20 protein-coding genes are annotated in these 21,678 nt (G+C 65.6%); 14 read left to right on the forward strand and 6 right to left on the reverse strand.

What is annotated here, in order from left to right:
• Positions 1 to 10: 10 nt before the first annotated feature.
• Both AC1RWI_RS16640 and AC1RWI_RS16645 read right to left on the reverse strand, forming a co-directional pair.
• Entirely contained in the window at positions 11 to 1,696 is a 1,686-nt protein-coding gene (locus AC1RWI_RS16640; RefSeq protein ID WP_043343458.1) for a Na/Pi cotransporter family protein, read from the reverse strand.
• Positions 1,697 to 1,966: 270 nt separating this feature from the next.
• Positions 1,967 to 2,539 (reverse strand): adenine phosphoribosyltransferase, encoded by a 573-nt coding sequence (locus AC1RWI_RS16645; RefSeq protein WP_043343457.1) that lies wholly within the window; start codon positions 2,537 to 2,539, stop codon positions 1,967 to 1,969.
• A 161-nt stretch (positions 2,540 to 2,700) separates the two neighbouring features.
• Here AC1RWI_RS16645 and AC1RWI_RS16650 point away from each other — a divergent pair, with 161 nt between their 5' ends.
• On the forward strand, positions 2,701 to 3,279 hold the full coding sequence (locus AC1RWI_RS16650; RefSeq protein WP_043343454.1) for a DJ-1/PfpI family protein: 579 nt from the start codon (positions 2,701 to 2,703) through the stop codon (positions 3,277 to 3,279).
• A 68-nt stretch (positions 3,280 to 3,347) separates the two neighbouring features.
• Positions 3,348 to 3,731 (forward strand): ribbon-helix-helix domain-containing protein, encoded by a 384-nt coding sequence (locus AC1RWI_RS16655; RefSeq protein ID WP_043343452.1) that lies wholly within the window; start codon positions 3,348 to 3,350, stop codon positions 3,729 to 3,731.
• A 38-nt stretch (positions 3,732 to 3,769) separates the two neighbouring features.
• Here AC1RWI_RS16655 and AC1RWI_RS16660 read toward each other — a convergent pair whose 3' ends face one another.
• Positions 3,770 to 5,749, reverse strand: a complete 1,980-nt coding sequence (locus tag AC1RWI_RS16660; protein ID WP_043343448.1) for a monovalent cation:proton antiporter family protein — start codon at positions 5,747 to 5,749, stop codon at positions 3,770 to 3,772.
• A 151-nt stretch (positions 5,750 to 5,900) separates the two neighbouring features.
• On the opposite strand from AC1RWI_RS16660, the gene AC1RWI_RS16665 reads away from it, so the two are divergent.
• The 11 genes from AC1RWI_RS16665 (at position 5,901) to AC1RWI_RS16715 (ending at position 15,192) form a co-directional block, all read left to right on the forward strand.
• The gene (locus tag AC1RWI_RS16665; RefSeq protein WP_043343445.1) at positions 5,901 to 6,884 is read left to right on the forward strand and encodes a KpsF/GutQ family sugar-phosphate isomerase; all 984 of its coding nucleotides are present in this window, start codon (positions 5,901 to 5,903) and stop codon (positions 6,882 to 6,884) included.
• A gap of 15 nt (positions 6,885 to 6,899) precedes the next feature.
• Positions 6,900 to 7,526 carry an LPS export ABC transporter periplasmic protein LptC gene (gene lptC / locus AC1RWI_RS16670; protein ID WP_043343442.1) on the forward strand — a complete coding sequence of 209 codons (627 nt, stop codon included), beginning with the start codon at positions 6,900 to 6,902 and terminating at the stop codon, positions 7,524 to 7,526.
• A gap of 54 nt (positions 7,527 to 7,580) precedes the next feature.
• Positions 7,581 to 8,225 carry a lipopolysaccharide transport periplasmic protein LptA gene (gene lptA / locus AC1RWI_RS16675; RefSeq protein WP_043343440.1) on the forward strand — a complete coding sequence of 215 codons (645 nt, stop codon included), beginning with the start codon at positions 7,581 to 7,583 and terminating at the stop codon, positions 8,223 to 8,225.
• A gap of 24 nt (positions 8,226 to 8,249) precedes the next feature.
• Complete coding sequence (gene lptB / locus AC1RWI_RS16680; RefSeq protein WP_043343439.1) at positions 8,250 to 9,035, forward strand: LPS export ABC transporter ATP-binding protein; 786 nt, start codon at positions 8,250 to 8,252, stop codon at positions 9,033 to 9,035.
• A gap of 138 nt (positions 9,036 to 9,173) precedes the next feature.
• Entirely contained in the window at positions 9,174 to 10,649 is a 1,476-nt protein-coding gene (locus AC1RWI_RS16685) for an RNA polymerase factor sigma-54 (RefSeq protein WP_043343436.1), read from the forward strand.
• 49 nt (positions 10,650 to 10,698) lie between these two features.
• Positions 10,699 to 11,049: a ribosome hibernation-promoting factor, HPF/YfiA family gene (gene hpf / locus AC1RWI_RS16690; protein ID WP_006159435.1), complete on the forward strand. Its 351-nt coding sequence runs from the start codon at positions 10,699 to 10,701 to the stop codon at positions 11,047 to 11,049.
• Positions 11,050 to 11,433: 384 nt separating this feature from the next.
• Positions 11,434 to 11,889 carry a PTS IIA-like nitrogen regulatory protein PtsN gene (ptsN, locus tag AC1RWI_RS16695; RefSeq protein ID WP_006159436.1) on the forward strand — a complete coding sequence of 152 codons (456 nt, stop codon included), beginning with the start codon at positions 11,434 to 11,436 and terminating at the stop codon, positions 11,887 to 11,889.
• Between the two features lie 35 nt (positions 11,890 to 11,924).
• Entirely contained in the window at positions 11,925 to 12,896 is a 972-nt protein-coding gene (gene hprK / locus AC1RWI_RS16700) for an HPr(Ser) kinase/phosphatase (protein WP_006159437.1), read from the forward strand.
• A 191-nt stretch (positions 12,897 to 13,087) separates the two neighbouring features.
• Entirely contained in the window at positions 13,088 to 13,411 is a 324-nt protein-coding gene (locus AC1RWI_RS16705) for a PsiF family protein (protein ID WP_043343431.1), read from the forward strand.
• 119 nt (positions 13,412 to 13,530) lie between these two features.
• Entirely contained in the window at positions 13,531 to 14,448 is a 918-nt protein-coding gene (gene rapZ, locus AC1RWI_RS16710) for an RNase adapter RapZ (protein WP_043343429.1), read from the forward strand.
• Positions 14,449 to 14,514: 66 nt separating this feature from the next.
• On the forward strand, positions 14,515 to 15,192 hold the full coding sequence (locus AC1RWI_RS16715; protein ID WP_043343427.1) for an LON peptidase substrate-binding domain-containing protein: 678 nt from the start codon (positions 14,515 to 14,517) through the stop codon (positions 15,190 to 15,192).
• Between the two features lie 6 nt (positions 15,193 to 15,198).
• On the opposite strand, the gene mutY is transcribed toward AC1RWI_RS16715, so the two are convergent.
• From mutY to mutM, 3 genes are all read right to left on the reverse strand, one after another.
• Positions 15,199 to 16,368: an A/G-specific adenine glycosylase gene (gene mutY / locus AC1RWI_RS16720; protein ID WP_043343425.1), complete on the reverse strand. Its 1,170-nt coding sequence runs from the start codon at positions 16,366 to 16,368 to the stop codon at positions 15,199 to 15,201.
• A 99-nt stretch (positions 16,369 to 16,467) separates the two neighbouring features.
• Complete coding sequence (locus AC1RWI_RS16725) at positions 16,468 to 18,411, reverse strand: dynamin family protein (RefSeq protein ID WP_492867549.1); 1,944 nt, start codon at positions 18,409 to 18,411, stop codon at positions 16,468 to 16,470.
• 283 nt (positions 18,412 to 18,694) lie between these two features.
• Positions 18,695 to 19,576, reverse strand: coding sequence for a bifunctional DNA-formamidopyrimidine glycosylase/DNA-(apurinic or apyrimidinic site) lyase (gene mutM / locus AC1RWI_RS16730; RefSeq protein WP_043343422.1), 882 nt, complete (start codon positions 19,574 to 19,576; stop codon positions 18,695 to 18,697).
• Positions 19,577 to 19,716: 140 nt separating this feature from the next.
• On the opposite strand from mutM, the gene AC1RWI_RS16735 reads away from it, so the two are divergent.
• Positions 19,717 to 21,600, forward strand: coding sequence for a tetratricopeptide repeat protein (locus AC1RWI_RS16735; protein ID WP_492867551.1), 1,884 nt, complete (start codon positions 19,717 to 19,719; stop codon positions 21,598 to 21,600).
• Positions 21,601 to 21,678 lie beyond the last annotated feature (78 nt).

Genomic DNA, 21,678 nt, shown 5'->3' on the forward strand with positions numbered 1-21,678 from the left:
TAGTGGCTTCTCAGTGCGCCTGCGCAGACGGCACCGCCCTGGCCGGGGGCTCGCCATCGTCTTCCTTCATGCGGCTGCGGTTAAGCACGCCAGCCTCTTCCAGCACCGTGTACGCGGTGGCGCAGAACAATGAGTTCAGGCGCTTGAGATCGCTGATCACGTCAAGGTGCAGCGAGCTGGTCTCGATGCTCTCGGCGGTCTGCACGGCAATGCGCTGCAGGTGGGTACGCGCGTACTGGCGCTCCATCTCGCGGAAGGTTGCCTTCTCCGCCATCAGCTGCTGCGCGCTTTTCAGGTCGCCGGAGAGAAAGACCGACAGCCCGAGCCGCAGGTTGGCCACCACGCGCGCGTGCATCTGCGAGATCTCCTGCATGCCCGCTTCCGAGAAGGCCAGGTTGTGTGCGATCTTCTTTTCGCGCGCGTCCTGCAGGATGCGCTCGATGATGTCGCCGGCGTGCTCGAGGTTGATGGTGAGCGAGATGATCTCCGTCCAGCGCCGGCCGTCGCGCTCATCCAGCGCCTCCAGGCTGATCCGGGTCAGGTAGAGCTTGATCGCGGTGTAGAGATCGTCCACCTCGTCGTCGATGCGGCAGGTGGCGGTAGCGAGCTTGGCATCGTTGGTGCGCAACACGCGCAGCATGTTGTCCAGCATCTGCTCGATGCGGTCGCCGATGCGCAGCACCTCGCGCGCGGCATTGGACAGCGCCAGCGCCGGCGTGGGCAGCGCGGCGGGATCGAGGTGACGCGGGGTGACCTGGCTGTCGCCGGTGTTGCGCCCGGGCAGCACCGCCTCGCACAGGCGCGCCAGCGGACCGGTGGCGCCCAGCAGCAGCACCGCCAGCGCCACATTGAAGAGCAGGTGGAAATTCACGACCAGCCGCTGCGGATCGGCATCGACCAGCGCCAGCAGGTGTTCGGCCTGCCCCAGCAAAGGCAGCGCGATCACGCAGCCGAGCAGGCGCGATAACAGATTGCCCAGCGTGACGCGCTTGCCGGGCTGGTTGTTGCCCGAGGTGGTCAGCAACGCGGAGATACCCGAGCCCAGGTTGGCGCCCAGCACCAGCGCCATCGCCACATGCAGGGACACCACCCCGGCCGAGGCCAGCGCCCCGCAGAACAGCACCACCGCCAGGCTCGAATAGCAAAGGATGGTCAGCAAGGCGCCAATCAGCATGTCCAGCGTTGGGTCTCCGGTGAGCGTGCCGAACAACACCTTGACGCCGGCCGCTTCCACCACGGGGCGGGTGGCAATGGAGATCAGTTCCAGCGCCAGCGTGATCAGCCCCAGGCCGATCAGCACGCGGCCCACGTGGCCAGGCTTGTTGCCCTTCCAGGACAGATGCAGGATCACGCCAACGAAGATCAGCAGCGGCGACAGCCAGGACAGGTCCAGCGAGAATACCTGCACCATGATGGCGGTGCCGACGTTGGCGCCCAGCATGATGGCCAGCGCCGGGGCCACGGCAATCAGGCCCTGGCCGACGAAGGAACTGACGATGACGGCGGTCGCGTTGCTGCTCTGGACCAGGCCGGTCACGCCAAGGCCGGCGGCAAAGGCCGTGAACCGGTTGGAAATGCTGGACGAAAGCACGTGGCGCAGGTTGGCGCCATACACGCGCAGGATGCCGACCTTGACGATGTTGGTGCCCCACACCAGCAGCGCCACGCCGGAAAGCAAATGAAGTAGTACGCCCATGCTGCGCCCTTATGCCCTTATGTGACCGGTGCCTCCATTGCGGATCGCAAGATTTCGCCCGGCCATCGTATCGTTGTCAATGGGGCATTATGCGCCCGCGGGCATGTGTGGGCAACGCCATGTCCACGCGGTGGAAATGGCCGCAAGCCCAATGCGCAGGCCGCTCGCGCCGGACGTGGCAAGTGCTGTGCGGCGATGCCGCCACGGCCTCGGCAGCGCGAGCGCCAGGCGCGGTGCCCGCGCCGCTCGGCGATCGGCCGTCAATGCGTGTCAATGCCCGTCAAAGCGGCAAACCGTGAACAGCGGCAGGCCGCTATCCAGCAGGTGGCGCGAGCCGCCGAGCTCGGGCAGGTCGACGATGGCGGCGCCTTCCACCACGGTGGCGCCCAGCCGCTCGAGCAGCTTGCGGCCAGCCATCATCGTGCCGCCCGTGGCGATCAGGTCGTCCACCAGCAGCACGCGCTCGCCCGGCTTGCAGGCATCGGCGTGGATCTCCACCGTGGCGCTGCCGTACTCCAGCTCATATTCCTCGGCCACGGTCTCGAACGGCAGCTTGCCCTTCTTGCGGATCGGCACGAAGCCCAGGTTCAGCTCGTACGCCACGATGGCGCCCAGGATAAAGCCGCGTGCGTCGATGCCGGCCACCACGTCGAGCTTGGCGTCCATGTAGCGGTGCACAAAAACGTCGATCAGCACGCGCAGGGACTTGGGATCCTGCAGCAACGGCGTGATGTCGCGAAACATCACGCCGGGCTGCGGCCAGTCCGGCACGGTACGGATGCGTTCGCGCAGGTAGTGGGTAACGTCGCCAAGGGCGGACGACTGGATCGTGGTATTGGGCATGGGGACTCGTTCGGGCAGCCCGCCAAATCGGCAAGCTGGATGCGGTAATGGGTTACCACCCGGGCTGCCGCAAACGGCAACACAATGGGCAACGCCTGGGCGGACGGCACGCTTTGCGGCGCGCCCCCACCGGGACACCCGTAACCATACAGGAGACAGCGATGGCGAAAAAGATCTTGATGCTGGTCGGCGACTACGCCGAAGACTATGAAACCATGGTGCCTTTCCAGGCACTCCAGATGGTGGGCCATACGGTCCATGCGGTGTGTCCGGACAAGGCGGCCGGCGCCAGCTGCCCAACCGCCATCCATGATTTCGAGGGCGACCAGACCTATAGCGAAAAGCGCGGCCACAACTTCGCGCTGAACGCGAGCTTTGCCGATGTGGATCCGGCGGCCTACGACGGGCTGGTCATTCCGGGCGGGCGCGCCCCGGAATACCTGCGCCTGAACGAGCGGGTGCTGGAGATCGTGCGGCACTTTGCCAGCACCAATAAGCCGATCGCCGCGGTGTGCCACGGCGCCCAGCTGCTAGCCGCGGCCGGCGTGCTGGAAGGCCGGACCTGCTCGGCCTATCCGGCCTGCGCGCCCGAAGTGCGCCTGGCGGGCGGAAAGTATGCCGACATTCCGGTCGATCAGGCCTACACCGATGGCAACCTGGTAAGCGCACCGGCCTGGCCCGCGCACCCGGCATGGCTGGCGCAGTTCCTTGCCGTCCTGGGCACCAAGATCGTACATTAGAGGCTTCCGAACGCGGCCCGCGAGCCTGCCCAGGGCGATCGCGGGCCGTCAAGCACGGGAGTTCTTGTATGTGTGAAATCTTCATCCGGGCCACCCCGCAGTCGTACCAGGGCCAGTCCCGCTCGCTCCGGCTGCATGGCGTAGCCACCAGCATCCGGCTGGAAAGCCTGTTCTGGGAAGTGCTCGAAACGCTGGCGCGCCGCGACGGCATGAGCGTGGGCCAGCTCATCACCCGGCTGCACGACGAACTGGTGGCCTATCGGGGCGAAGCGGCGAACTTCACGTCCTTCCTGCGCGTATGCTGCCTGCGCTACCTGATGCTGCAAGGCGAAGGCCGCATTCCCGCCGACCCGCGCATCCCGATCGGCTCGCTCGATGCGCGCTCCGTGCTGGAGGGCCTGCCGCCATCGTGGGCGGAAGAGGCGCACGCCGGCAGCCGCGTGGCGGCATGAACCCGAACTTGCGGCGCCACTGAGCGCATAGCGCAGGCTCAACCGGCCAGCATGCGCGCCTCGGCCGCTTCCAGCGCCTCTGGCTGGCCGCGCAAGACCACGATATCGCCCGGCTCCAGTACGGTATCGGGCTCTGGATCGAACGCGCGGATGCCACGCCGGCGCACCGCCGTCACCTCCACCCCGATACGGTCCAGCCCGAGCGCGCCGAGGCGCCGCCCCACCGACGTGGCCTCCGGGCCGAGCGAAATGGAGTGCAGCCGCACGGACTCTCGCTCCACCATGTCTTCCTCGTCGTCGCGGCCGTGGAAGTAGCCGCGCAGCAGGCTGTAGCGCGCATCGCGCGCCTCCTGCACCCCACGCACCACGCGCCGCATCGGCACGCCCAGCAGCACCAGCGCGTGCGAGGCCAGCATCAGGCTGCCCTCGATGCTTTCCGGCACCACCTCGGTGGCGCCCGCCTTTTGCAGGATATCGAGCTCCGAGTCGTCCATGGTGCGCACGATCACGGGCAGCGCCGGCTGCAGTTCCTGCACATGGTGCAGCACCTTGAGGGCCGAGGGCGTGTTGTTGTAAGTGATGACCAAGGCTGCCGCGCGATGCAGGCCCGCCGCGATCAGCGCCTCGCGCCGGCCGGCATCGCCGTACACCACCGTATCGCCCGCGCCGGCGGCTTCGCGCACCCGGTCCGGGTCGAGGTCCAGCGCCACGTAGGTAATGCCCTCGCGCTCCAGCATGTGCGCCAGGTTCTGGCCGCTGCGGCCAAACCCGCAGATGATGGCGTGCTTCTCGGTCTGCAGGCTCTGCACCGCGATGCGCGTCATGTTGAGCGACTGCATCAGCCATTCGTTGGCGGTAAAGCGCAGCACGATGGCGTCGCTGTACTGGATCAGGAACGGTGCTGCCAGCATCGACAACAGCATGGAGGCCAGGATGACCTGGATCAGCACCGGGTCGACCAGGTTCAGGCCGTCGATCTGGTTAAGCAGCACGAAGCCGAACTCGCCGGCCTGCGCCAGGCCCAGGCCGGTACGGATCGCCACCCCCTGGCGTGAACCGAACAAGCGGGCCAGGCCGGAGATCAGCACCAGCTTGAAGACAATGGGCACCACCAGCAGCGCCAGCACCAGCCACAAGTGATCGAGCACAACATGGATGTTGAGCAGCATGCCGATGGTGACGAAGAACAGCCCCAGCAGCACGTCGCGGAAGGGCTTGATGTCCTCCTCCACCTGATGGCGATAGGGCGTCTCGGAGATCAGCATGCCGGCCATGAAAGCGCCCAGCGCCATCGACAGGCCGAGCCGCTCGGTCAGCGCGGCCATGCCCAGCGTGACCAGCAGCAGGTTGAGCATGAACAGCTCTTGCGAGCGGCGCGCCGCCACGATGTGGAGCCAGCGGCTCACGAGACGCTGGCCGACGAAGAAGATCAGGCTCAGGGCCGCCACGATCTTCACCGTGGCCAGGCCCAGCGCCATCATCAGGTCGCCAGGATCGCGCGAGAGCGCCGGGATCACGATCAGCAGCGGCACCACGGCGAGATCCTGGAACAGCAGGATGCTGATGATGTTGCGCCCATGCTCGCTCTCAAGCTCCAGCCGCTCCGACAGCATCTTGGACACGATGGCGGTGGATGACATGGCCAGCGCCCCGCCCAGCGCCACCGAGGCCTGCCAGGACAGCGGAAACAGCCAGTTGAACGCCCAGCTCGCCGGAATCACGGCCAGCAGCGACAGCACCACCTGCGAGCCGCCCAGGCCGAACACCTGCCGTTTCATCGCCTTGAGCTTGCTCAGACTGAACTCCAGGCCGATCGAGAACATCAGGAAGACCACCCCGAACTCGGCCAGGTATTTGGTTTGCGCGGTATCGCTGGCCAGGCCGAGCGCGTGCGGCCCAATCAGGATGCCCACGACCAGGTACCCCAGCATCGGCGGCAACTGCAACATGCGAAACGCGACCACGCCAAACACGGCGGCGGCCAGCAGGACAAGGGTAAGGTCCAGCGGAGAGTGCATCGACAGGGTCAGGGTACGCCGCGCCGGGCACCGGGCCGGCCCGGTGCGGGCGGCCCTGCCGGCGGATTACGGCAAGCGCGATGGCCGCCCCGGCCGCCCAATCCCAGGAACAGCCCAAGCGCCATCGCATTCGTTGGTATACTTCGTCGCCATGATAGCTAATTTCAATGCGGATCGAGCACTTAGGCTCGCTCGCGAGACCCTCCAGATCGAAGCCGACGCCGTCGCCGCCCTCGCAGGCCGCCTGGACGACGAATTTGTGCAGGCCGTGCAACTGACGCTCAATTGCAGCGGACGCGTCGTCGTGTCCGGCATCGGCAAGTCGGGCCACATCGGCCGCAAGGTCGCGGCCACGCTGGCCTCGACCGGCACGCCCGCGTTTTTCGTGCATCCGGCCGAAGCCAGCCACGGCGACCTGGGCATGGTCACGCGCGACGACGTGCTGATCGCCTTTTCCAACTCCGGAGAGACCGCCGAGTTGCTTTCGATCGTCCCGATCGTCAAGCGCATCGGCGCCAAGCTCATCTCCGTGACCGGCAACCCCGCGTCCACGCTGGCCAAACTGGCCGACGCGCACCTCAATGCCGGCGTGGAAAAAGAAGCCTGCACGCTCAACCTGGCCCCGACCGCCAGCACCACCGCCGCACTCGCGATGGGCGACGCGCTCGCGGTGGCGGTGCTGGATGCCCGCGGCTTCGGCGAGGAAGACTTTGCCCGCTCGCATCCGGGCGGCGCGCTCGGGCGCAAGCTGCTGACCCACGTGCGCGACGTCATGCGCAGCGGCAACGCGGTGCCCAAGGTGCGCGCGAGCACGCCGCTGGCACAGGCCCTGATGGAAATCACCCGCAAAGGCATGGCAATGACCGCGGTGGTGGACCCGGACGACCGCCTGATCGGCGTCTTCACCGATGGCGACCTGCGCCGCCTGCTCGAAACCTCGCACGACTGGAAGACCGTACCCATCAGCGAGGTCATGCACCGCACACCGCATACCGTCGGACCGGACCAGCTGGCCGTCGAAGCCGTGCAGGTCATGGAGGCGAACCGCATCAACCAGATGCTGGTGGTCGACGCAGAGCAGCACCTGGTCGGCGCGCTCCACATCCATGACCTGACCCGCGCCAAGGTCATCTGAGGCCAGCCCATGCCTATGCGGGAAATCCTGTCCTCCCTGAGCCGGCTTGCCATGCGAGCCCTGCCCCTGCTGCTGATGGCACTGGTGGCGGGCAGCACCTTCTGGCTGGTGCAGGTCAACTCCCCGAAAGCAGCGGACACCGGGCCGGTAGGCAAGAAGCATGAACCGGATTACTACATGATCCGTTTCTCCGCGACCGAGCTTGCCGAGGACGGCAACACCAAGCTGCGCTTCACCGGCGACAAGATGATCCACTTCGAGGACGACCAGACCTACGAAGTGACGCGCCCGGCCATGCGCTCCTACGAAATCGACCGTCCGCCCGTCACCGGCCACTCCGATCGCGGCACGATGAACGCGGAAGGCTCGGTCATCGACCTGTTCGGCAACGCCTTCATCGTGCGCGCCCAGGGTCCCGACCCCGCCAAGGATCCACAGATGACAGCCGCCTCGGAGTATTTCCAGGTGCTCGTGAACGACGACATCGTCAAGACCGACAAGGCTGTCAAGCTGACCCGCGGCCCGTCGGTGATGACCGCCAACGGCCTGGTCTTCAACAATGTCACTCGCGAAGTACAATTGCTGGGTAACGTACGCGGCACCATCATCACGGGGCCGCCGCCGGCGAGTTCCGCGAAGTAGCCCTGAAGCCGCCCGCGGGCACCAGCCGCCCGCGTCAACCGCCATCACGCCAACATGAATCCATTCCCGACGACTTCGTCCTGTCTGCGCCGCAGCACGGCCGCTTTGCTGACGCTGGCCGCCGTCCTTGGCCTCACGCTGGCCGCGCCCGCCAGCGCCGAAAAGGCCGACCGCGAAAAGCCGCTGGTCCTGGAGGCCGACAATGCCAGCTACGATGACGTCAAGCAGGTCTATGTACTGACCGGCAACGTGGTGCTGACCAAGGGCACCATGGTGCTCAAATCCGACGCGGCCGAAGTCCGTACCGATCCCGAGGGCTACCAGTACGCGGTCGCGACCTCCAAGGGCGGCAAGCAAGCCTACATCCGCCAGAAGCGCGACAACGTCGACGAGTACATCGACGGCTGGGGCGACCGCATCGAGTATGACGGCAAGCAGGAGTTGTCCAAGCTGATCGGGCGCGCCCGCATGGCTCGCCTGGCCGGCGCCAAGCTGGTCGACGAGATCCGCGGCGCGGTGATCACCTATGACAGCCGCAACGAGTTCTACACGGCCAGCGGTGGCGCCGAGAACGCAACCGCGGGCAGCCCGTCGGGCCGCGTGCGCGCCGTGCTGTCGCCGCGCCAGGAGCAGCCCGCCAGCGGTGCCGCAGCCAGCCCGCTGCAGCTCAAGCCGGCAACCGCCCCCGTCAACCCCTGACCCACGGACTCTGACTTCTCCTTCATGACCGCTACCCAAACCGCACCGTCCCAGCCCGCCACCCTGAAGGACAGCAGCACGCTGGTCGTGCGCCACCTGAAGAAGCGCTACGGCTCGCGCACCGTGGTCAAGGACGTGTCGCTCGACGTGAAGAGCGGCGAGGTGGTCGGCTTGCTTGGCCCCAACGGCGCGGGCAAGACCACGTCGTTCTACATGATCGTGGGGCTGGTGGCGCTGGACGAGGGCGATATCGTGCTCGACGACAAGCACATCAGCGGCCTGGCCATCCATGAGCGCGCGCGCATGGGCCTGTCCTACCTGCCGCAGGAAGCCTCCGTGTTCCGCAAGCTCAATGTGCAGGAGAACATCCGCGCAGTGCTGGAGCTGCAGCTCAACGATGGCAAACCCCTGAGCAAGGCCGAGATCGAGCGCCGGCTGGACACCCTGCTGGATGACCTGCAGATTGCCCACCTGCGCGACAACCCGGCGCTGTCGCTGTCCGGCGGCGAGCGCCGCCGCGTGGAAATCGCGCGCGCGCTAGCCTCCGCGCCGCGCTTCATCCTGCTCGACGAGCCCTTCGCCGGCGTCGACCCGATCGCGGTAGGCGAAATCCAGCGCATCGTCAGCTTCCTCAAGGCACGCAACATCGGCGTGCTGATCACCGACCACAACGTGCGCGAGACGCTGGGCATCTGCGACCACGCCTACATCATCAGCGAAGGCGCGGTGCTGGCGTCCGGGCAGCCTGAAGACATCATCGCCAACGAGTCGGTGCGCAAGGTCTACCTGGGCGAGAACTTCCGCATGTAAGGGCGCGCGGCGCCCGCCGCGCATCCCCCCGCCCCGGCGGCTTCAGTGTCGCCTTTTTATCCTTCAAACGATCATAGCGACACCAGCGATAGCAATTTCCGTTCCACCAGTACGGAAGTTGAGCATAAAATAGGTCGCATGAAACCGTCGCTACAGCTCCGCCTCTCGCAGCATCTCGCGCTTACGCCGCAACTCCAGCAGTCGATCCGGCTGCTGCAACTGTCCACGCTTGAACTGCAGCAGGAAGTGGAACAGGCGCTGACCGAGAACCCCTTGCTCGAGCGTGAGAACGACTGGCTGGACAGCCCGCTGCGCGTGTCTTCGGACGGCTCGGTGAACCTGCAGAGCGCGCCCGCGCCGGCGCCAGCTGACGGCCAGGGCACCAGCGAGAACCGCCCCGATGGCGCCCCCGAAGCCGACGACAGCTACTCTGACAGCAATGAGGATTACGGCAGCGACTGGAGCCTGGACGACTTCGCCCGCCGCCCGCAAGGCGAAGACGACGAAAAAACCCCGATGCAGCTGCGCGACGCCGAGCCCACGCTGCGTGAACACCTCATGGAGCAGCTGGCACCGCTCAAGATTTCCCTGCGCGACAAAGGGCTGGCTATCTTCCTGGTCGAATCCCTGGACGATGACGGCTACCTGAGCACCACGCTCGAGGAAATCTGCAGCGAGCTGCCGGAGGAGCTCGAGTTCGAGGTCGACGAGATCCAGGCTGTGCTCACGCTGCTGCAGAGCTTCGATCCGCCGGGCGTCGGGGCGCGCAATGCCGCCGAGTGCCTGGCGCTGCAATTGCGCAGGCTCAAGCATCCGCAGCGCGAACTGGCGCTGAGCATCGTCACCAACCACCTCGAGCTGCTGGCGGTGCGGGATTACACGCGCCTGAAAAAAGCGCTGCAGGTGGACGAACCTGAACTCAAGGCGGCGCATGAATTGATCCGCTCGCTCGCGCCCTATCCCGGCCATGCCTACAGCCGGCCAGAAGCGGACTTCGTGGTGCCCGATGTTTTTGTTCGAAAGTTGAGCGGCGGATGGATCGCCCACCTCAACCCGGATGTGATGCCGCGGCTACGCATCAACGACATGTACGCGCAGATTTTGCGCGGTGCAAAAGGCGACGCTGGCGCGGCCGGACTGCAGCAAAAACTGCAAGAAGCACGCTGGTTGATCAAGAATATCCAGCAAAGGTTCGACACGATATTGCGCGTCGCACAAGCCATTGTCGAACGTCAAAAGAACTTCTTCACCCACGGTGAAATTGCGATGCGCCCCTTGGTTTTGCGGGAGATTGCCGATACACTGGGTTTACACGAGTCCACCATCTCTCGGGTGACTACCAATAAATACATGGCAACGCCGATGGGGACTTTCGAGTTGAAGTATTTTTTCGGCTCTCACGTATCCACAGAAACCGGCGGCGCGGCCTCATCAACGGCAATCCGTGCGTTGATCAAGCAATTGATAGGAGCCGAAGACGCTAGGAACCCCTTGTCCGACAGCCGGATTGCCGAATTGCTCGGCGAGCAGGGCTTTGTGGTGGCACGGCGTACCGTTGCCAAATACCGCGAAGCGCTCAAGATTCCAGCGGTAAATCTCCGTAAGACTTTGTAGCCGAGCTGCATCGCCTGCCTGATGCAGCTCTTTCAGAAGGAGAAACGCTATGAACTTCAAGATCAGTGGACACCACTTGGACATCACGCCCCCTCTGCGTGAGTACGTGGAAACGAAACTGGAGCGTATCGTCAGGCATTTCGATCAAGTCATTGGCGTAAGTGTGCTGCTCTCTGTCGACAATACAAAAGAAAAGGACCGGCGGCAGTACGCGGAAATCAATCTACATCTCAAGGGCAAGGACATCTTTGTCGAAGCGCATCATGAAGACCTGTATGCCGCTATCGACGCACTGGTCGACAAGCTCGACCGGCAGGTGATTCGCCACAAGGATCGCGTGCAGAGCCACGACCGTGAAGCGGTCAAGTATCAGATGGCCGCATCGCAGATGCAGCAATGACCGTGCCTGGCGGCCCACATACCGGGCCGTCGGTGTCAGTCCCTTGAAAAACGGAATCAAGCCGCGCCCAGAGCGCGGCTTTTTCGTTGCAGCCTACCTGATCGAACCACGCAGGGGATTCCGCAACGCATATGTAGCAGTGTATGCTGTGCAATACATAGTTGACTGGCCTAGCCATTCCGGTGCATGCGGCACCGCTTGAGCGCATCGACTATTGCAATGCACAAAGCGGAAGCGGGCCTGCTCTATAATGGCCAGACGCCCGACACCGGCATGGGGGACACCCGGTGGAAACCTCGGGCCTTGGTTTTTTTATCCTCTTTCCGCCCGGCGGGACGCCTCCTGGCCCCGGGCCTGCTTACTAGAAAACCCTGCGCATTCCACATGAATCGTTTGGCTAAATTGCTGCCACCCGGCAACATCAACCTCGACGTCAGCGTCACCAGCAAGAAGCGCGTGTTCGAACAGGCCGGGCTCCTCTTCGAGAACAACCATGGCGTAGCGCGCGCGACCGTGACCGACAACCTGTTCGCCCGCGAGTCGCTCGGGTCCACCGGCCTGGGCGCGGGGGTTGCGATCCCCCACGGCCGCATCAAGGGACTGAAGCAGCCACTGGCCGCCTTCATGCGCCTGGCCGAGCCGATCCCATTCGAGTCGCCCGACGGCAAGCCGGTCGCGCTGCTGATCTTCCTGCTGGTGCCCGAACAGGCCACCCAGCAGCATCTGGAAATTCTCTCCGAGATCGCCCAGTTGCTGTCCGACCGCGAGATGCGCGAAGGACTGGCTACCCTGCCCACCCCCGACGACGTGCACCAGTTGCTGACGCAATGGCACCCTTGATCCGGCACTGAAAGCCCGTCCCTGAAAGCACCCGAATGGAACTCACTGGCGTCACCTCGCAGTCGATCTTCGACGACAACGCAGCCGATATCAAACTCTCCTGGGTAGCAGGACTGGAGGGCGCGGACCGGGCCTTCGATGTCGAGTTTGCGCGTGAAGCCACATCCGCGGCCGATCTCGTCGGCCACTTGAACCTGATCCACCCGAACCGGATCCAGGTGCTGGGCAAGCCCGAAATCACGTATTACCAGCGCCTCGATGACGAGATGCGCAAGCGCCAGATGGGCGAGCTGATCCTGCTGGAGCCGCCGTTCCTGGTGATCGCCGACGGCATGGAGCCGCCGCCCGACCTGGAACTGCGCTGCACGCGCTCGTCCACCCCCCTGTTCACCACGCCGGTGTCTTCGGCGGCGGTGATCGACCACCTGCGCCTCTATCTGTCGCGCATTTCCGCGCCGCGCGTGACCATGCACGGCGTGTTCCTCGACATCCTCGGCATGGGCGTGCTGGTGATGGGCGAATCCGGCCTGGGCAAGAGCGAGCTCGGCCTGGAACTGATCTCGCGCGGACATGGGCTGGTGGCGGACGATGCCGTGGATTTCGTGCGCCTCGGACCGGACTTCATCGAGGGCCGCTGCCCGCCGCTGCTGCAGAACCTGCTGGAAGTGCGCGGCCTGGGCCTGCTCGACATCAAGACCATCTTTGGCGAGACTGCGGTACGCCGCAAGATGAAGCTCAAGCTAGTGGTGCAGCTGGTACGCCGCAACGATGGCGAATTCGAGCGCCTGCCGCTGGACTCCCAGTATCTCGACGTGCTCGGCCTGCCCATCCACATGGTCAAGATCCAGGTGGCGGCCGGCCGAAATCTCGCCGTGCTGGTCGAGGCCGCCGTGCGCAACACCATCCTGCGCCTGCGCGGCATCGACACGCTGCGCGACTTCATGGACCGCCAGCGCGCCGCGATGCAGGCCGACGTCGCATCGCGGGGCCAGGGCCGGCTACTCTAGGTGGTTTGACAGGCCCAAGTCGTGCGACCACGACGGGGCCGTTTTCAATTGCTTACATCCGGCCGCGCTTAGACGGTCAACGCGATTGGGGCATAGGCCGTTTTGTGCAGTAATGGGCATTGGGCCCAGCCCCGAGTTGCCGAGCCGACAGGCCAGCAGCCATGAAGTTTTCCACAGCCAGGAGAGCAAGCATGAAAAAATTGATCGCGATGTGCGTGCTGGTAGCCCCGCTTTTTGCCACCGGTGCCTTCGCCCAGAATGCACCGGCCGCTGCACCCGCGGCACCGGCGGCAGCCAACACCCAGCAGAACAAGATGAAGGCTTGCAACACGCAGGCCACCGGCAAGAAGGGTGATGAACGCAAGGCCTTCATGAGCGATTGCCTGTCCAATAAGCCCGCGGCCGCACCCGCCAAGAACAGCCAGCAGGAAAAGATGAAGACCTGCAATGCCCAGGCCACCGGCAAGAAGGGCGACGAACGCAAGGCCTTCATGAGCGACTGCTTGTCCAAGTAAGCTAGCGCCATCATTTGCGGCGCGGACGTGTAAAAATGGCGAACCCCTTCGGTTCGCCATTTTTACTGGCGCCGCGCCGTCATGACGGCGTCATCACCTGATGTTATGCTTGTCGTGCTATGCGCATCATACTTATCACCGGGATCTCCGGCTCCGGCAAATCCGTTGCCTTGAACGTATTGGAAGACGCGGGCTACTACTGCGTCGACAACCTGCCGGCGCAGTTTATCCCGGAGTTGGCCCATTACCTCGCGGCGCAGGGCTACACCCACCTGGGCGTCGCCACCGATATCCGTAGCCGGGAGTCGCTGGACGAGCTGCCCGGCACGCTTCGCGACCTCGCCTCCGAACATCAGGTCCGGGTGGTCTTCCTGACCGCAAATACCGATGCGCTGGTGCAGCGCTATTCCGAGACGAGGCGGCGACATCCGCTGTCGATGCGCGCGGCCATGGCTGGCCTCTCGGCCAATCCCAAGAACGAGAATCCGGGCGACAGTGCCGCCGAGGCCGCATTCAACGACACCTCGCTGATCGAGGCCATCGAGATGGAGCGCGAGCTCCTCAGCCCGTTGGCGGAGGCTGCGCACCGCATCGACACCAGCAATGTGCGCACCAATACATTGCGCGCGTGGATCAAGGAGTTCGTGCACGGCGATGACCTCAAGCTCACATTGCTGTTCGAGTCGTTCGGCTTCAAGCACGGCGTGCCCAGCGACGCCGACCTGGTGTTCGACGTGCGCTCGCTGCCCAACCCCTACTACGACCTGGCGCTGCGCCCGCTGACCGGCCGCGACGAGCCCGTGATCGATTTCCTGCAAAGCCAGCCAATGGTGCTGGCCATGGCCGAAGACATACGCGCCTATGTGGAAAAGTGGCTGCCAAGTTTCATCGCTGACAATCGCAGCTACCTGACCGTCGCAATCGGTTGCACTGGCGGGCAGCATCGCTCCGTGTACATCGCGGAAAGACTTGCCAACTATTTTCGCGCCCATGGTAATGTGCTGGTGAGACACCGCGAGCTCGCACCGGGCGGCTAATCGCCGCCCCGCCAGGTTTCGTGGTCAGGCTCGGCAATCTTCGCCCGAAACCTTTGCTGGCTCAGCATGTCCTCACCCGCCACGCCCGGCTCATCCGCATCGTTCGCCGCCTCGCACAGCACGTCGGCGGGGCCTACGCTGGATAGCCTGCCGCTGTTTCCGCTGCATACCGTACTCTTTCCCGATGGGCTGCTGCCACTGCGCGTGTTCGAAGCGCGCTACGTGGACATGGTGCGCGCCTGCATGCGCGATCGCACCCCCTTTGGGGTCTGCCTGATCGCCAGCGGCAATGAGGTCGCCCGCCCGGACGAGCCCACCATGCCCGAGACGATCGGCTGCCTGGCCGACATCATCGACTGCAATATGGAGCAACTGGGCGTGCTGCTGATCAGCGCGCGCGGCCGCCAGCGCTTCCGGTTGCTGGGCCACAGCGTGAACCCGGACGGCTTGCTGGTCGGCCAGGCGGAATTGCTGCCGCCCGACATCATCGACTGCAAGCTCGAACTGCTGGGCGAATGCCTGGCCGTGCTGCGGCGTATCGTTGCATCGCTCCATGCCGAGCATCCGGGCGAGCTGCCTTTTTGCGAGCCGTTCCTGTGGGATGACCCCAGCTGGGTCGCCAATCGGCTGTGTGAGTTGTTGCCGGTGCCGCTCAAGGCCAAGCAGATGCTGATGGCGCTGCCGGACGCGGGCATGCGGATCGAGATCGTGCATAAATACATGCACCAGCACCACATCCTCTGAGCAACGTTAAAACAATCCGCCTTGGGCCTGCGCCTCCAGCAGCTTGCGCACCGGCGCGGGCGTGCCTACCGCATCCAGATCGTCCAGTGACAGCCAGCGTAGCGCGGGGCCATTGGCGGCATCGCGCGCGGTGAGGCCGGCGACGTCGACGCGAATGGCGCGGATCAGCAGGCGGAAGTGAGTGAAGACGTGGGTGAGCTCGCCGACCATATTGGCCGTGCTGGGATTGCCGAATTCGCGGGCGCGTTCCAGCGCGGCGTCCTCGGCCAGTTCCGCATCGAAGGGCACGGTATCGACCGGCATTTCGGGCAAGCTCCACAGCCCGCCCCAGATGCCGCTGTCCGGGCGCAGTGCGAGCAGGACCTCGCGGCCGCGGCGGACCAGCAGCATCACGGTGCTGCGCTCGGGAATGGCAGCACGTGGCTTCGGCGTGGGCAGCACGCCGGTCAGCCCCTCGCGGCGCGCCACGCAGTCGCTGGCCAGCGGGCACGACGCCGCGGCGGCAAGGCAGGCTGGCTTGCCGCGCGAACAGACAGTGGCGCCAAGGTCCATCACGCCCTGGGTGTAGGACACCATGTCCTCGGCTTGCGCCGGTCCCTTGGCGGGCAGGACAGCATCGGCAAGTTGCCACATGCGGTTCTCCACCGCCTTGACGCCGGGATGGCCATGAATGCCAAAGAACCTGGCAAAGACGCGCTTGACGTTGCCGTCCAGGATCGGCGAGCGCACGCCGGCGCTGAACGCGGCCACGGCTGCAGCGGTGGAGCGGCCGATGCCAGGCAGCGTCACCAGCACCTCGGGGTCGGTCGGGAACACGCCGCCATGCTCGCTCATCACGGCCTTGGCGCAGCGGTGCAGGTTGCGCGCGCGCGAGTAGTAGCCAAGCCCGGCCCACAGCGCCATCACCTCATCCGCGCTGGCCTCGGCCAATGCTGCCACGGTTGGCAGCCGGCCGATGAACCGCTGGAAATACTCGATCACCGCGCTGACCTGGGTCTGCTGCAGCATGATCTCGGACAACCAGATCCGGTAAGGATCGCGGGTGTTCTGCCACGGCAGGTCATGGCGCCCGTGCACGCGCTGCCAGCCCACCACGCGCGCGGCGAAATCGGCAGGCACCACGGCGGGGGAAAGATCGGATGAAACAGCAGCAGAGGCAGCGGGCATGCGGGGCATCGGGTACGTGACGGGTAAGGCAACACAGCAACAGCGCCGGAAGCGGCGGCGCGTCATGATACCGCCTCGCCGCCACCTGCACTCGCCGCCGGCCGCGCTTCAGGCCACGAACGCCCTGAGCTGCCCCTCGTCGGCGTCCGGCTGCAGGATCCGCCTGGAGAAAGACTCGATGCGCCCGCTGCGATCGTCCAGGCCGTTTAGTACTTCCTCGAGCTGCGCGATGCGGCTCTCGAGCGTGTCGGTGGCCTCGTGGATGCGCTCGATCGAATCGACCCGGCGGCGCAACTGTTTCTGGTGCTCGCGCACCTGCGCCTCCAGCGGCGTCATCACCGACTTGAGCCAGATCTCGATATCGCGGTTCAGATCCCGGAAGGTTTCCAGCACGCGGGTAGCGATGGTGGAAAACGCGCTCTGCACCAGTTGCGGGCGCGAGCGCGTAAGCATGTTCATGGCGCCGAAGTGCGCGTGGGCCAACGCAAGCGTCTGCTGCAATTCGCTGACGTAGCGCGCGGTGACGAACTGGATCGGCGCGGGCAGCGTAAAGCCATGCTCGGCATTGAAGCGGCGGTACATGCTGTCGGTGAGCTGGTGGAGCTGGGCGATCTTCTGGTCGGCCTCGCTGACCAGCTCGCCAAGCCGCGCGAACAAGGCGTCCATGTCTTCGCGCATGCCGCGCGAGAAGAAACGCTCCTTCATCTGCTCGCGGCGCTCGCGCATGGTGCGGCGCACGTCGCGCAGCTGCAGGCTCTTGATGATGTCCGCGCTATGGCGCCCGAACACCAGCCGCAGCGCCTGGAACTTGGCGATGCTCTGCTCGAACTCTTCTTTCTCCGACTGCACGCGCATCAGCATGTGCTTGACCATCGCGTGGTTCTTGCCGCGCAGCCCGCGCAACTCGAACAACTGCTCGACGATGCTGCGGCGGCGGCTTTGCAGCAGTTGCTGCGCGCCGCGCGCCATCTCCTCGACCGAGCGCTGCACCTGGTCGGCGACGATCTCGCGCCGCTGCGGGATCAACTGGTCGGACAGCACGTGCTCGAACTGCGGCAAGCCGCTGCGCGCCAGCAAGTCATCGTCGTTGGTGACCTTGGCCACCAGGCCCTTCTGCGCCGACACCGGGTAGACGCGTGACTCGTCGATGCCCAGCACATGAGCGCTGGTGGTGACCTGGCGCGTGATCTCGGCCGCGGTCTCTGCCGGCGACTTGAGCGGGTCCCACAGGCCATCGATCTTGTTGAGCACCGCCAGGCACCCCTTGCGGTGGCCTGCGCTCACATGGCTGCGCCAGAGGTCAAGGTCGCTCTTGGTCACGCCGGCGTCGGCCGCCAGCATGAACACCACGACATGCGCGTCCGGGATCAGGCGCAGCGTCAGCTCGGGCTCGGTACCGATCGCGTTGAGGCCGGGCGTGTCGAGGATGACCAGGCCCTGGCGCAACAGCGGATGCGGGAAGTTGATGACCGCGTGGCGCCAGCGGGAAATCTCGACCATGCCATCGGCATCGAGCGCGTAGGCGGCGTCGGGATCGTTCTCGTTGTACAGGCCAAGCGACTCGGCCATCTCGCGCGTGACACGGTTGGTCTCGACCACGTGGCGGAACGCATCCAGCATGCCGTCGGGCGACGAGGGGTCGAGCGGCACGTTATGCCAGTGCGCATCGACGTCAAGGAAATCGGCGGTGGAAGCTTCCTGCAGGCGCGTCTCGATCGGCAACAGCCGGATGCACGGTGCCTCGGCTTCGTCGTAGCGCAGCTCTGTCGGGCACATCGTAGTGCGCCCGGCGGAAGACGGCAGGATGCGACGGCCGTAGTCGGCAAAGAAAATCGCGTTGATCAGCTCGCTCTTGCCCCGCGAGAACTCCGCGATGAACGCCACCTTGAGCCGGTCGCTCTTGAGCACGCCCTGGATACGCTGGACGCGTTCGTCGGCCTGGGCGTCGTAGAGATCGTGCTGCTGCAGCCAGGAGCGGAATTCGGCCAGGGAGTGGAGTACCCCGGCTCTCCAGGCGCCGTATTGTTCGAATTGAAGGGCGAGGGTTGTCATTGGCACTGGGATCGGCTTGGCGAAAAGCCCCCGCGACGGCGCTGCAGGCCTGACATCTCGATGTCCGATGACCGGCACCCGGGCGGTGACATGGTGTCTTTGTAACACTTTTTTACGTTCTTCAAGATACAGGTTTACGGCGGATTTTTGTGAAATTCGAGTCGCCTGCCGCCTTCCCTGTTGCGCCGGGCCATCGGGTTGGCGCCACATTCGCAAGAAGATAGGCAATCATCACTCTCGTAGGGCCCGTGCAACGAGAGCCGCAGTCGCGGCACCGCCGCGCTCAACGTTGGCAGCTCGGGCAGTAGAACGTGGAGCGCTGCCCCTGAACAATCTGCCGGATGGTGGTGCCGCAGACCCGGCATGGATGGCCGGCGCGGTCGTACACGGCGCAATCCAGCTGGAAATAACCACTGCTGCCATCGCTGCCGACAAAGTCGCGCAAAGTGCTGCCGCCGCGCTCGATCGCGCGGGCCAGCGTGTCGCGCACGGCCTCGGCCAGGCGTTCGCAACGCGCCAGAGACAAGCGCCCGGCCGGCGTGGTGGGGCGGATGCCAGCGGCAAACAGACTTTCCGATGCATAGATATTGCCCACGCCCACCACGATGTCGCCCGCAAGAAGCACGGTCTTGATGGCCGCGCTGCGCCCGCGTCCCAGGCGATAGAGCCAGGCCCCGTCGAAGCGTGGGTCGAAAGGCTCGATGCCGAGCTTGCTCAGCAGCGGATGGGTCGGCAATTTCGACTCGTCGAGCAGGCTCCACAGCACCGCGCCAAAGCGCCTCGGATCGCGAAAGCGCAGCACCAGGCTGGTGGCCGCGCCGGGCAGCGCATCGCCGGCGCCCTCGGGCTCGGCAAGGACCAGGTCAAGGTGATCGTGTGTGCCCGGCGGCGGCGCCTGCGGCAACACACGCAGCGTGCCGGTCATGCCAAGGTGGATCAGCAGCCATCCGGGAGCCTCGCCGTCAGGGCGCACGCACTCCAGCAGCAGGTATTTGCCGCGCCGCTCGATGCGCGCGATCACCCGCCCGGCCAGCTGCGACTCCAGATCCGGCTCGACCGGCCAGCGCAGGCCGCGATGGCGCACCACCACTTCGGCAATGCGCCGCCCAACCACATGCGGCAGCAAGCCGCGCCGGGTCACTTCGACCTCAGGCAACTCAGGCATCGAACCTCTCCCTTTTGTGCCACTCAAACCGCCAGAGACCCCAGCCGTGCCGGTGCCTGCGGATAAGCAAAGCATTGTAGCGGCAGGCTACAATGCCTTTACCTTCCCCATCGCCTTTGAGTGCTGGAGCACCCACCCACATGTCGGACCGCCTGGACCGTACCCCGATGACCACCGCTCAACTTCTCATCCCCCGGCGGCCGCTGCGTCACAGGCTCGCGGTCACGGCTGCGGCCGCGTTGGCAGTCTGCGCCCTGGCGCCGCTCACCAGCCACGCCGCGCCCGCGGACGGCAAGCCCGCGATGAAGGTCGCCGCGCAGGCCACCACGCCAATCCGCTCGAACCCGCTGCCGCCGAAGATGCCCCTGCCAACGGTGCCGCTGACCGCTGACATCCTCTACCGGGTGCTGGCCGCGGAAATCTCCGCCCAGCGCGGCGTAGTCGGCCCCGCTTACCAGACGTACCTGGAACTGGCGCGCAATACGCGCGACCCGCGCTTTGCCCAACGCGCCACCGAGATCGCGTTCAATGCCCGCAGCGCCCAGCAAGCGCTTGACGCCGCGCGGCTGTGGACCGAGCTTGCGCCCACCTCGGCCGGCGCGCGGCAGGTGCTGTCGACCCTGCTGGTCCTTAGCGGCCGATGGGACGAAGCCGAACCCCTGCTGGTCCTGCAGCTCAATGGCGTGCCGCCGAGCCAGCGGCCGGAGGCCATCCTGCAGATGCAGCAGCAGCTTTCGCGCACCAGCGATCCCGCCGGCGCGGCCGCGCTGCTGCAGCGCCTGGTGGCGAGCGACCTGAAGTCGGCCGAGACTCACCTTGCCCTCGCGCGCGCCAAGGAAGCCGCCAACGATATTCCCGGCGCCCTGGCCGAGCTCGACGAGGCCCAGAAGATCCGTCCCGACTTCGAAGGCGCCGCGCTGATGGCCGCCGAGTTGCGCGCCCCCGGCCCGCCCGGCCACGGCATTGCCGGGCTCAAGGCGTTCGTCAACAAGGCCCCGGCCTCGGTCAACGGGCACATCACGCTGGCCCGCCTCTACCTGCAGCAAAACGACCTGCAAGCCGCGCGCTCGGAGTTCGAGACGCTGCGCAAGATTGCGCCGAAGGATCCGCGCGTGCCGCTCGCCCTCGGCCTCACCAGCCTGCAGTCCAAGCGCTACGACGAAGCCGAGCTGTACCTGAAGGAATACCTGCAACTCGCCGAGCAAGTGCCGGCGGCCAGCCCGGATATCGCCTACCAGTACCTGGCGCAGATCGCCGAGGAAAAGAAGGATTACCCGGCGGCCGTAGCCTGGCTCGACCGCATCGACGACGCCCGCCTCGCGCCGGCCGCGGCCGTCAAGCGCGCGCAGTTGCTGGGACGCATGGGCAAGCTCGACGACGCCCAGGCGGTATTCAACGACATGCTGGCCGATGCCGAGGATATACCCGAGCCCGACCAGCGCGCGCAGCGCATGACCGCGATCCGCCAGGCCGAAGTCGGCATGCTGATCGACGCCAAGTCCTACGACCGCGCCCGCAAGGTGCTGGATGAACGCGCTGCGGCGGAGCCCGACAACTCGGACTGGGTCTATGAACTCGCCATGCTCGATGAGCGCGAGAAGCGCTACGACAGCATGGAAAAGCTGCTGCGCCGCGTGATCGCCATGCAGCCGGAAGCCAAGCAGGGCTATAACGCGCTGGGCTATTCGCTCGCGGATCGCAACGTGCGCCTGCCCGAAGCCCTCACGCTGCTGGAAAAAGCCTCGGCGCTGGGCCCGGACGATCCCTACATCATGGATAGCCTGGCCTGGGTCAAGTTCCGCCTGGGCCAGTTGCAGCCGGCCGCCGAACTGCTGCGCAACGCCTACGCCAAGGCGCCCGAGGCCGAAATCGGCGCCCACCTCGGCGAGGTGCTGTGGCAGCTCGGCCAGCAGGACGAGGCCCGCAAGACCTGGACCGAAGCCGCCAAGATAGAGCCGGACAATGTCATCCTGATCGACACCCTGCGCCGCTATAACGTCCCGCTCTCCGCGCTGTCCAAGTAGCATCCCGCCGTCCGCAGCCGTCACGCGGCACGCCGATCACCCGCAATCATCCGCCGCCCGGCCCTCGCGCCGGGCCGG

This window comes from Cupriavidus sp. MPR-AND1C (genome assembly GCF_058809705.1).

What these genes read in the sequence shown, in the direction of transcription:
- AC1RWI_RS16655 (WP_043343452.1), top strand. Translation starts at nt 3,348, where the DNA reads ATGTGTGAAATCTTCATCCGGGCCACCCCGCAGTCGTACCAGGGCCAG.
- hprK (WP_006159437.1), top strand. Translation starts at nt 11,925, where the DNA reads ATGGAACTCACTGGCGTCACCTCGCAGTCGATCTTCGACGACAACGCA.
- AC1RWI_RS16725 (WP_492867549.1), bottom strand. Translation starts at nt 18,411, where the DNA reads ATGACAACCCTCGCCCTTCAATTCGAACAATACGGCGCCTGGAGAGCC.
- AC1RWI_RS16705 (WP_043343431.1), top strand. Translation starts at nt 13,088, where the DNA reads ATGAAAAAATTGATCGCGATGTGCGTGCTGGTAGCCCCGCTTTTTGCC.
- lptB (WP_043343439.1), top strand. Translation starts at nt 8,250, where the DNA reads ATGACCGCTACCCAAACCGCACCGTCCCAGCCCGCCACCCTGAAGGAC.
- AC1RWI_RS16735 (WP_492867551.1), top strand. Translation starts at nt 19,717, where the DNA reads ATGTCGGACCGCCTGGACCGTACCCCGATGACCACCGCTCAACTTCTC.
- AC1RWI_RS16665 (WP_043343445.1), top strand. Translation starts at nt 5,901, where the DNA reads ATGATAGCTAATTTCAATGCGGATCGAGCACTTAGGCTCGCTCGCGAG.
- AC1RWI_RS16645 (WP_043343457.1), bottom strand. Translation starts at nt 2,539, where the DNA reads ATGCCCAATACCACGATCCAGTCGTCCGCCCTTGGCGACGTTACCCAC.
- lptA (WP_043343440.1), top strand. Translation starts at nt 7,581, where the DNA reads ATGAATCCATTCCCGACGACTTCGTCCTGTCTGCGCCGCAGCACGGCC.
- ptsN (WP_006159436.1), top strand. Translation starts at nt 11,434, where the DNA reads ATGAATCGTTTGGCTAAATTGCTGCCACCCGGCAACATCAACCTCGAC.
- mutM (WP_043343422.1), bottom strand. Translation starts at nt 19,576, where the DNA reads ATGCCTGAGTTGCCTGAGGTCGAAGTGACCCGGCGCGGCTTGCTGCCG.
- lptC (WP_043343442.1), top strand. Translation starts at nt 6,900, where the DNA reads ATGCGGGAAATCCTGTCCTCCCTGAGCCGGCTTGCCATGCGAGCCCTG.
- hpf (WP_006159435.1), top strand. Translation starts at nt 10,699, where the DNA reads ATGAACTTCAAGATCAGTGGACACCACTTGGACATCACGCCCCCTCTG.
- AC1RWI_RS16660 (WP_043343448.1), bottom strand. Translation starts at nt 5,749, where the DNA reads ATGCACTCTCCGCTGGACCTTACCCTTGTCCTGCTGGCCGCCGCCGTG.
- mutY (WP_043343425.1), bottom strand. Translation starts at nt 16,368, where the DNA reads ATGCCCCGCATGCCCGCTGCCTCTGCTGCTGTTTCATCCGATCTTTCC.
- AC1RWI_RS16685 (WP_043343436.1), top strand. Translation starts at nt 9,174, where the DNA reads ATGAAACCGTCGCTACAGCTCCGCCTCTCGCAGCATCTCGCGCTTACG.
- AC1RWI_RS16715 (WP_043343427.1), top strand. Translation starts at nt 14,515, where the DNA reads ATGTCCTCACCCGCCACGCCCGGCTCATCCGCATCGTTCGCCGCCTCG.
- rapZ (WP_043343429.1), top strand. Translation starts at nt 13,531, where the DNA reads ATGCGCATCATACTTATCACCGGGATCTCCGGCTCCGGCAAATCCGTT.
- AC1RWI_RS16640 (WP_043343458.1), bottom strand. Translation starts at nt 1,696, where the DNA reads ATGGGCGTACTACTTCATTTGCTTTCCGGCGTGGCGCTGCTGGTGTGG.
- AC1RWI_RS16650 (WP_043343454.1), top strand. Translation starts at nt 2,701, where the DNA reads ATGGCGAAAAAGATCTTGATGCTGGTCGGCGACTACGCCGAAGACTAT.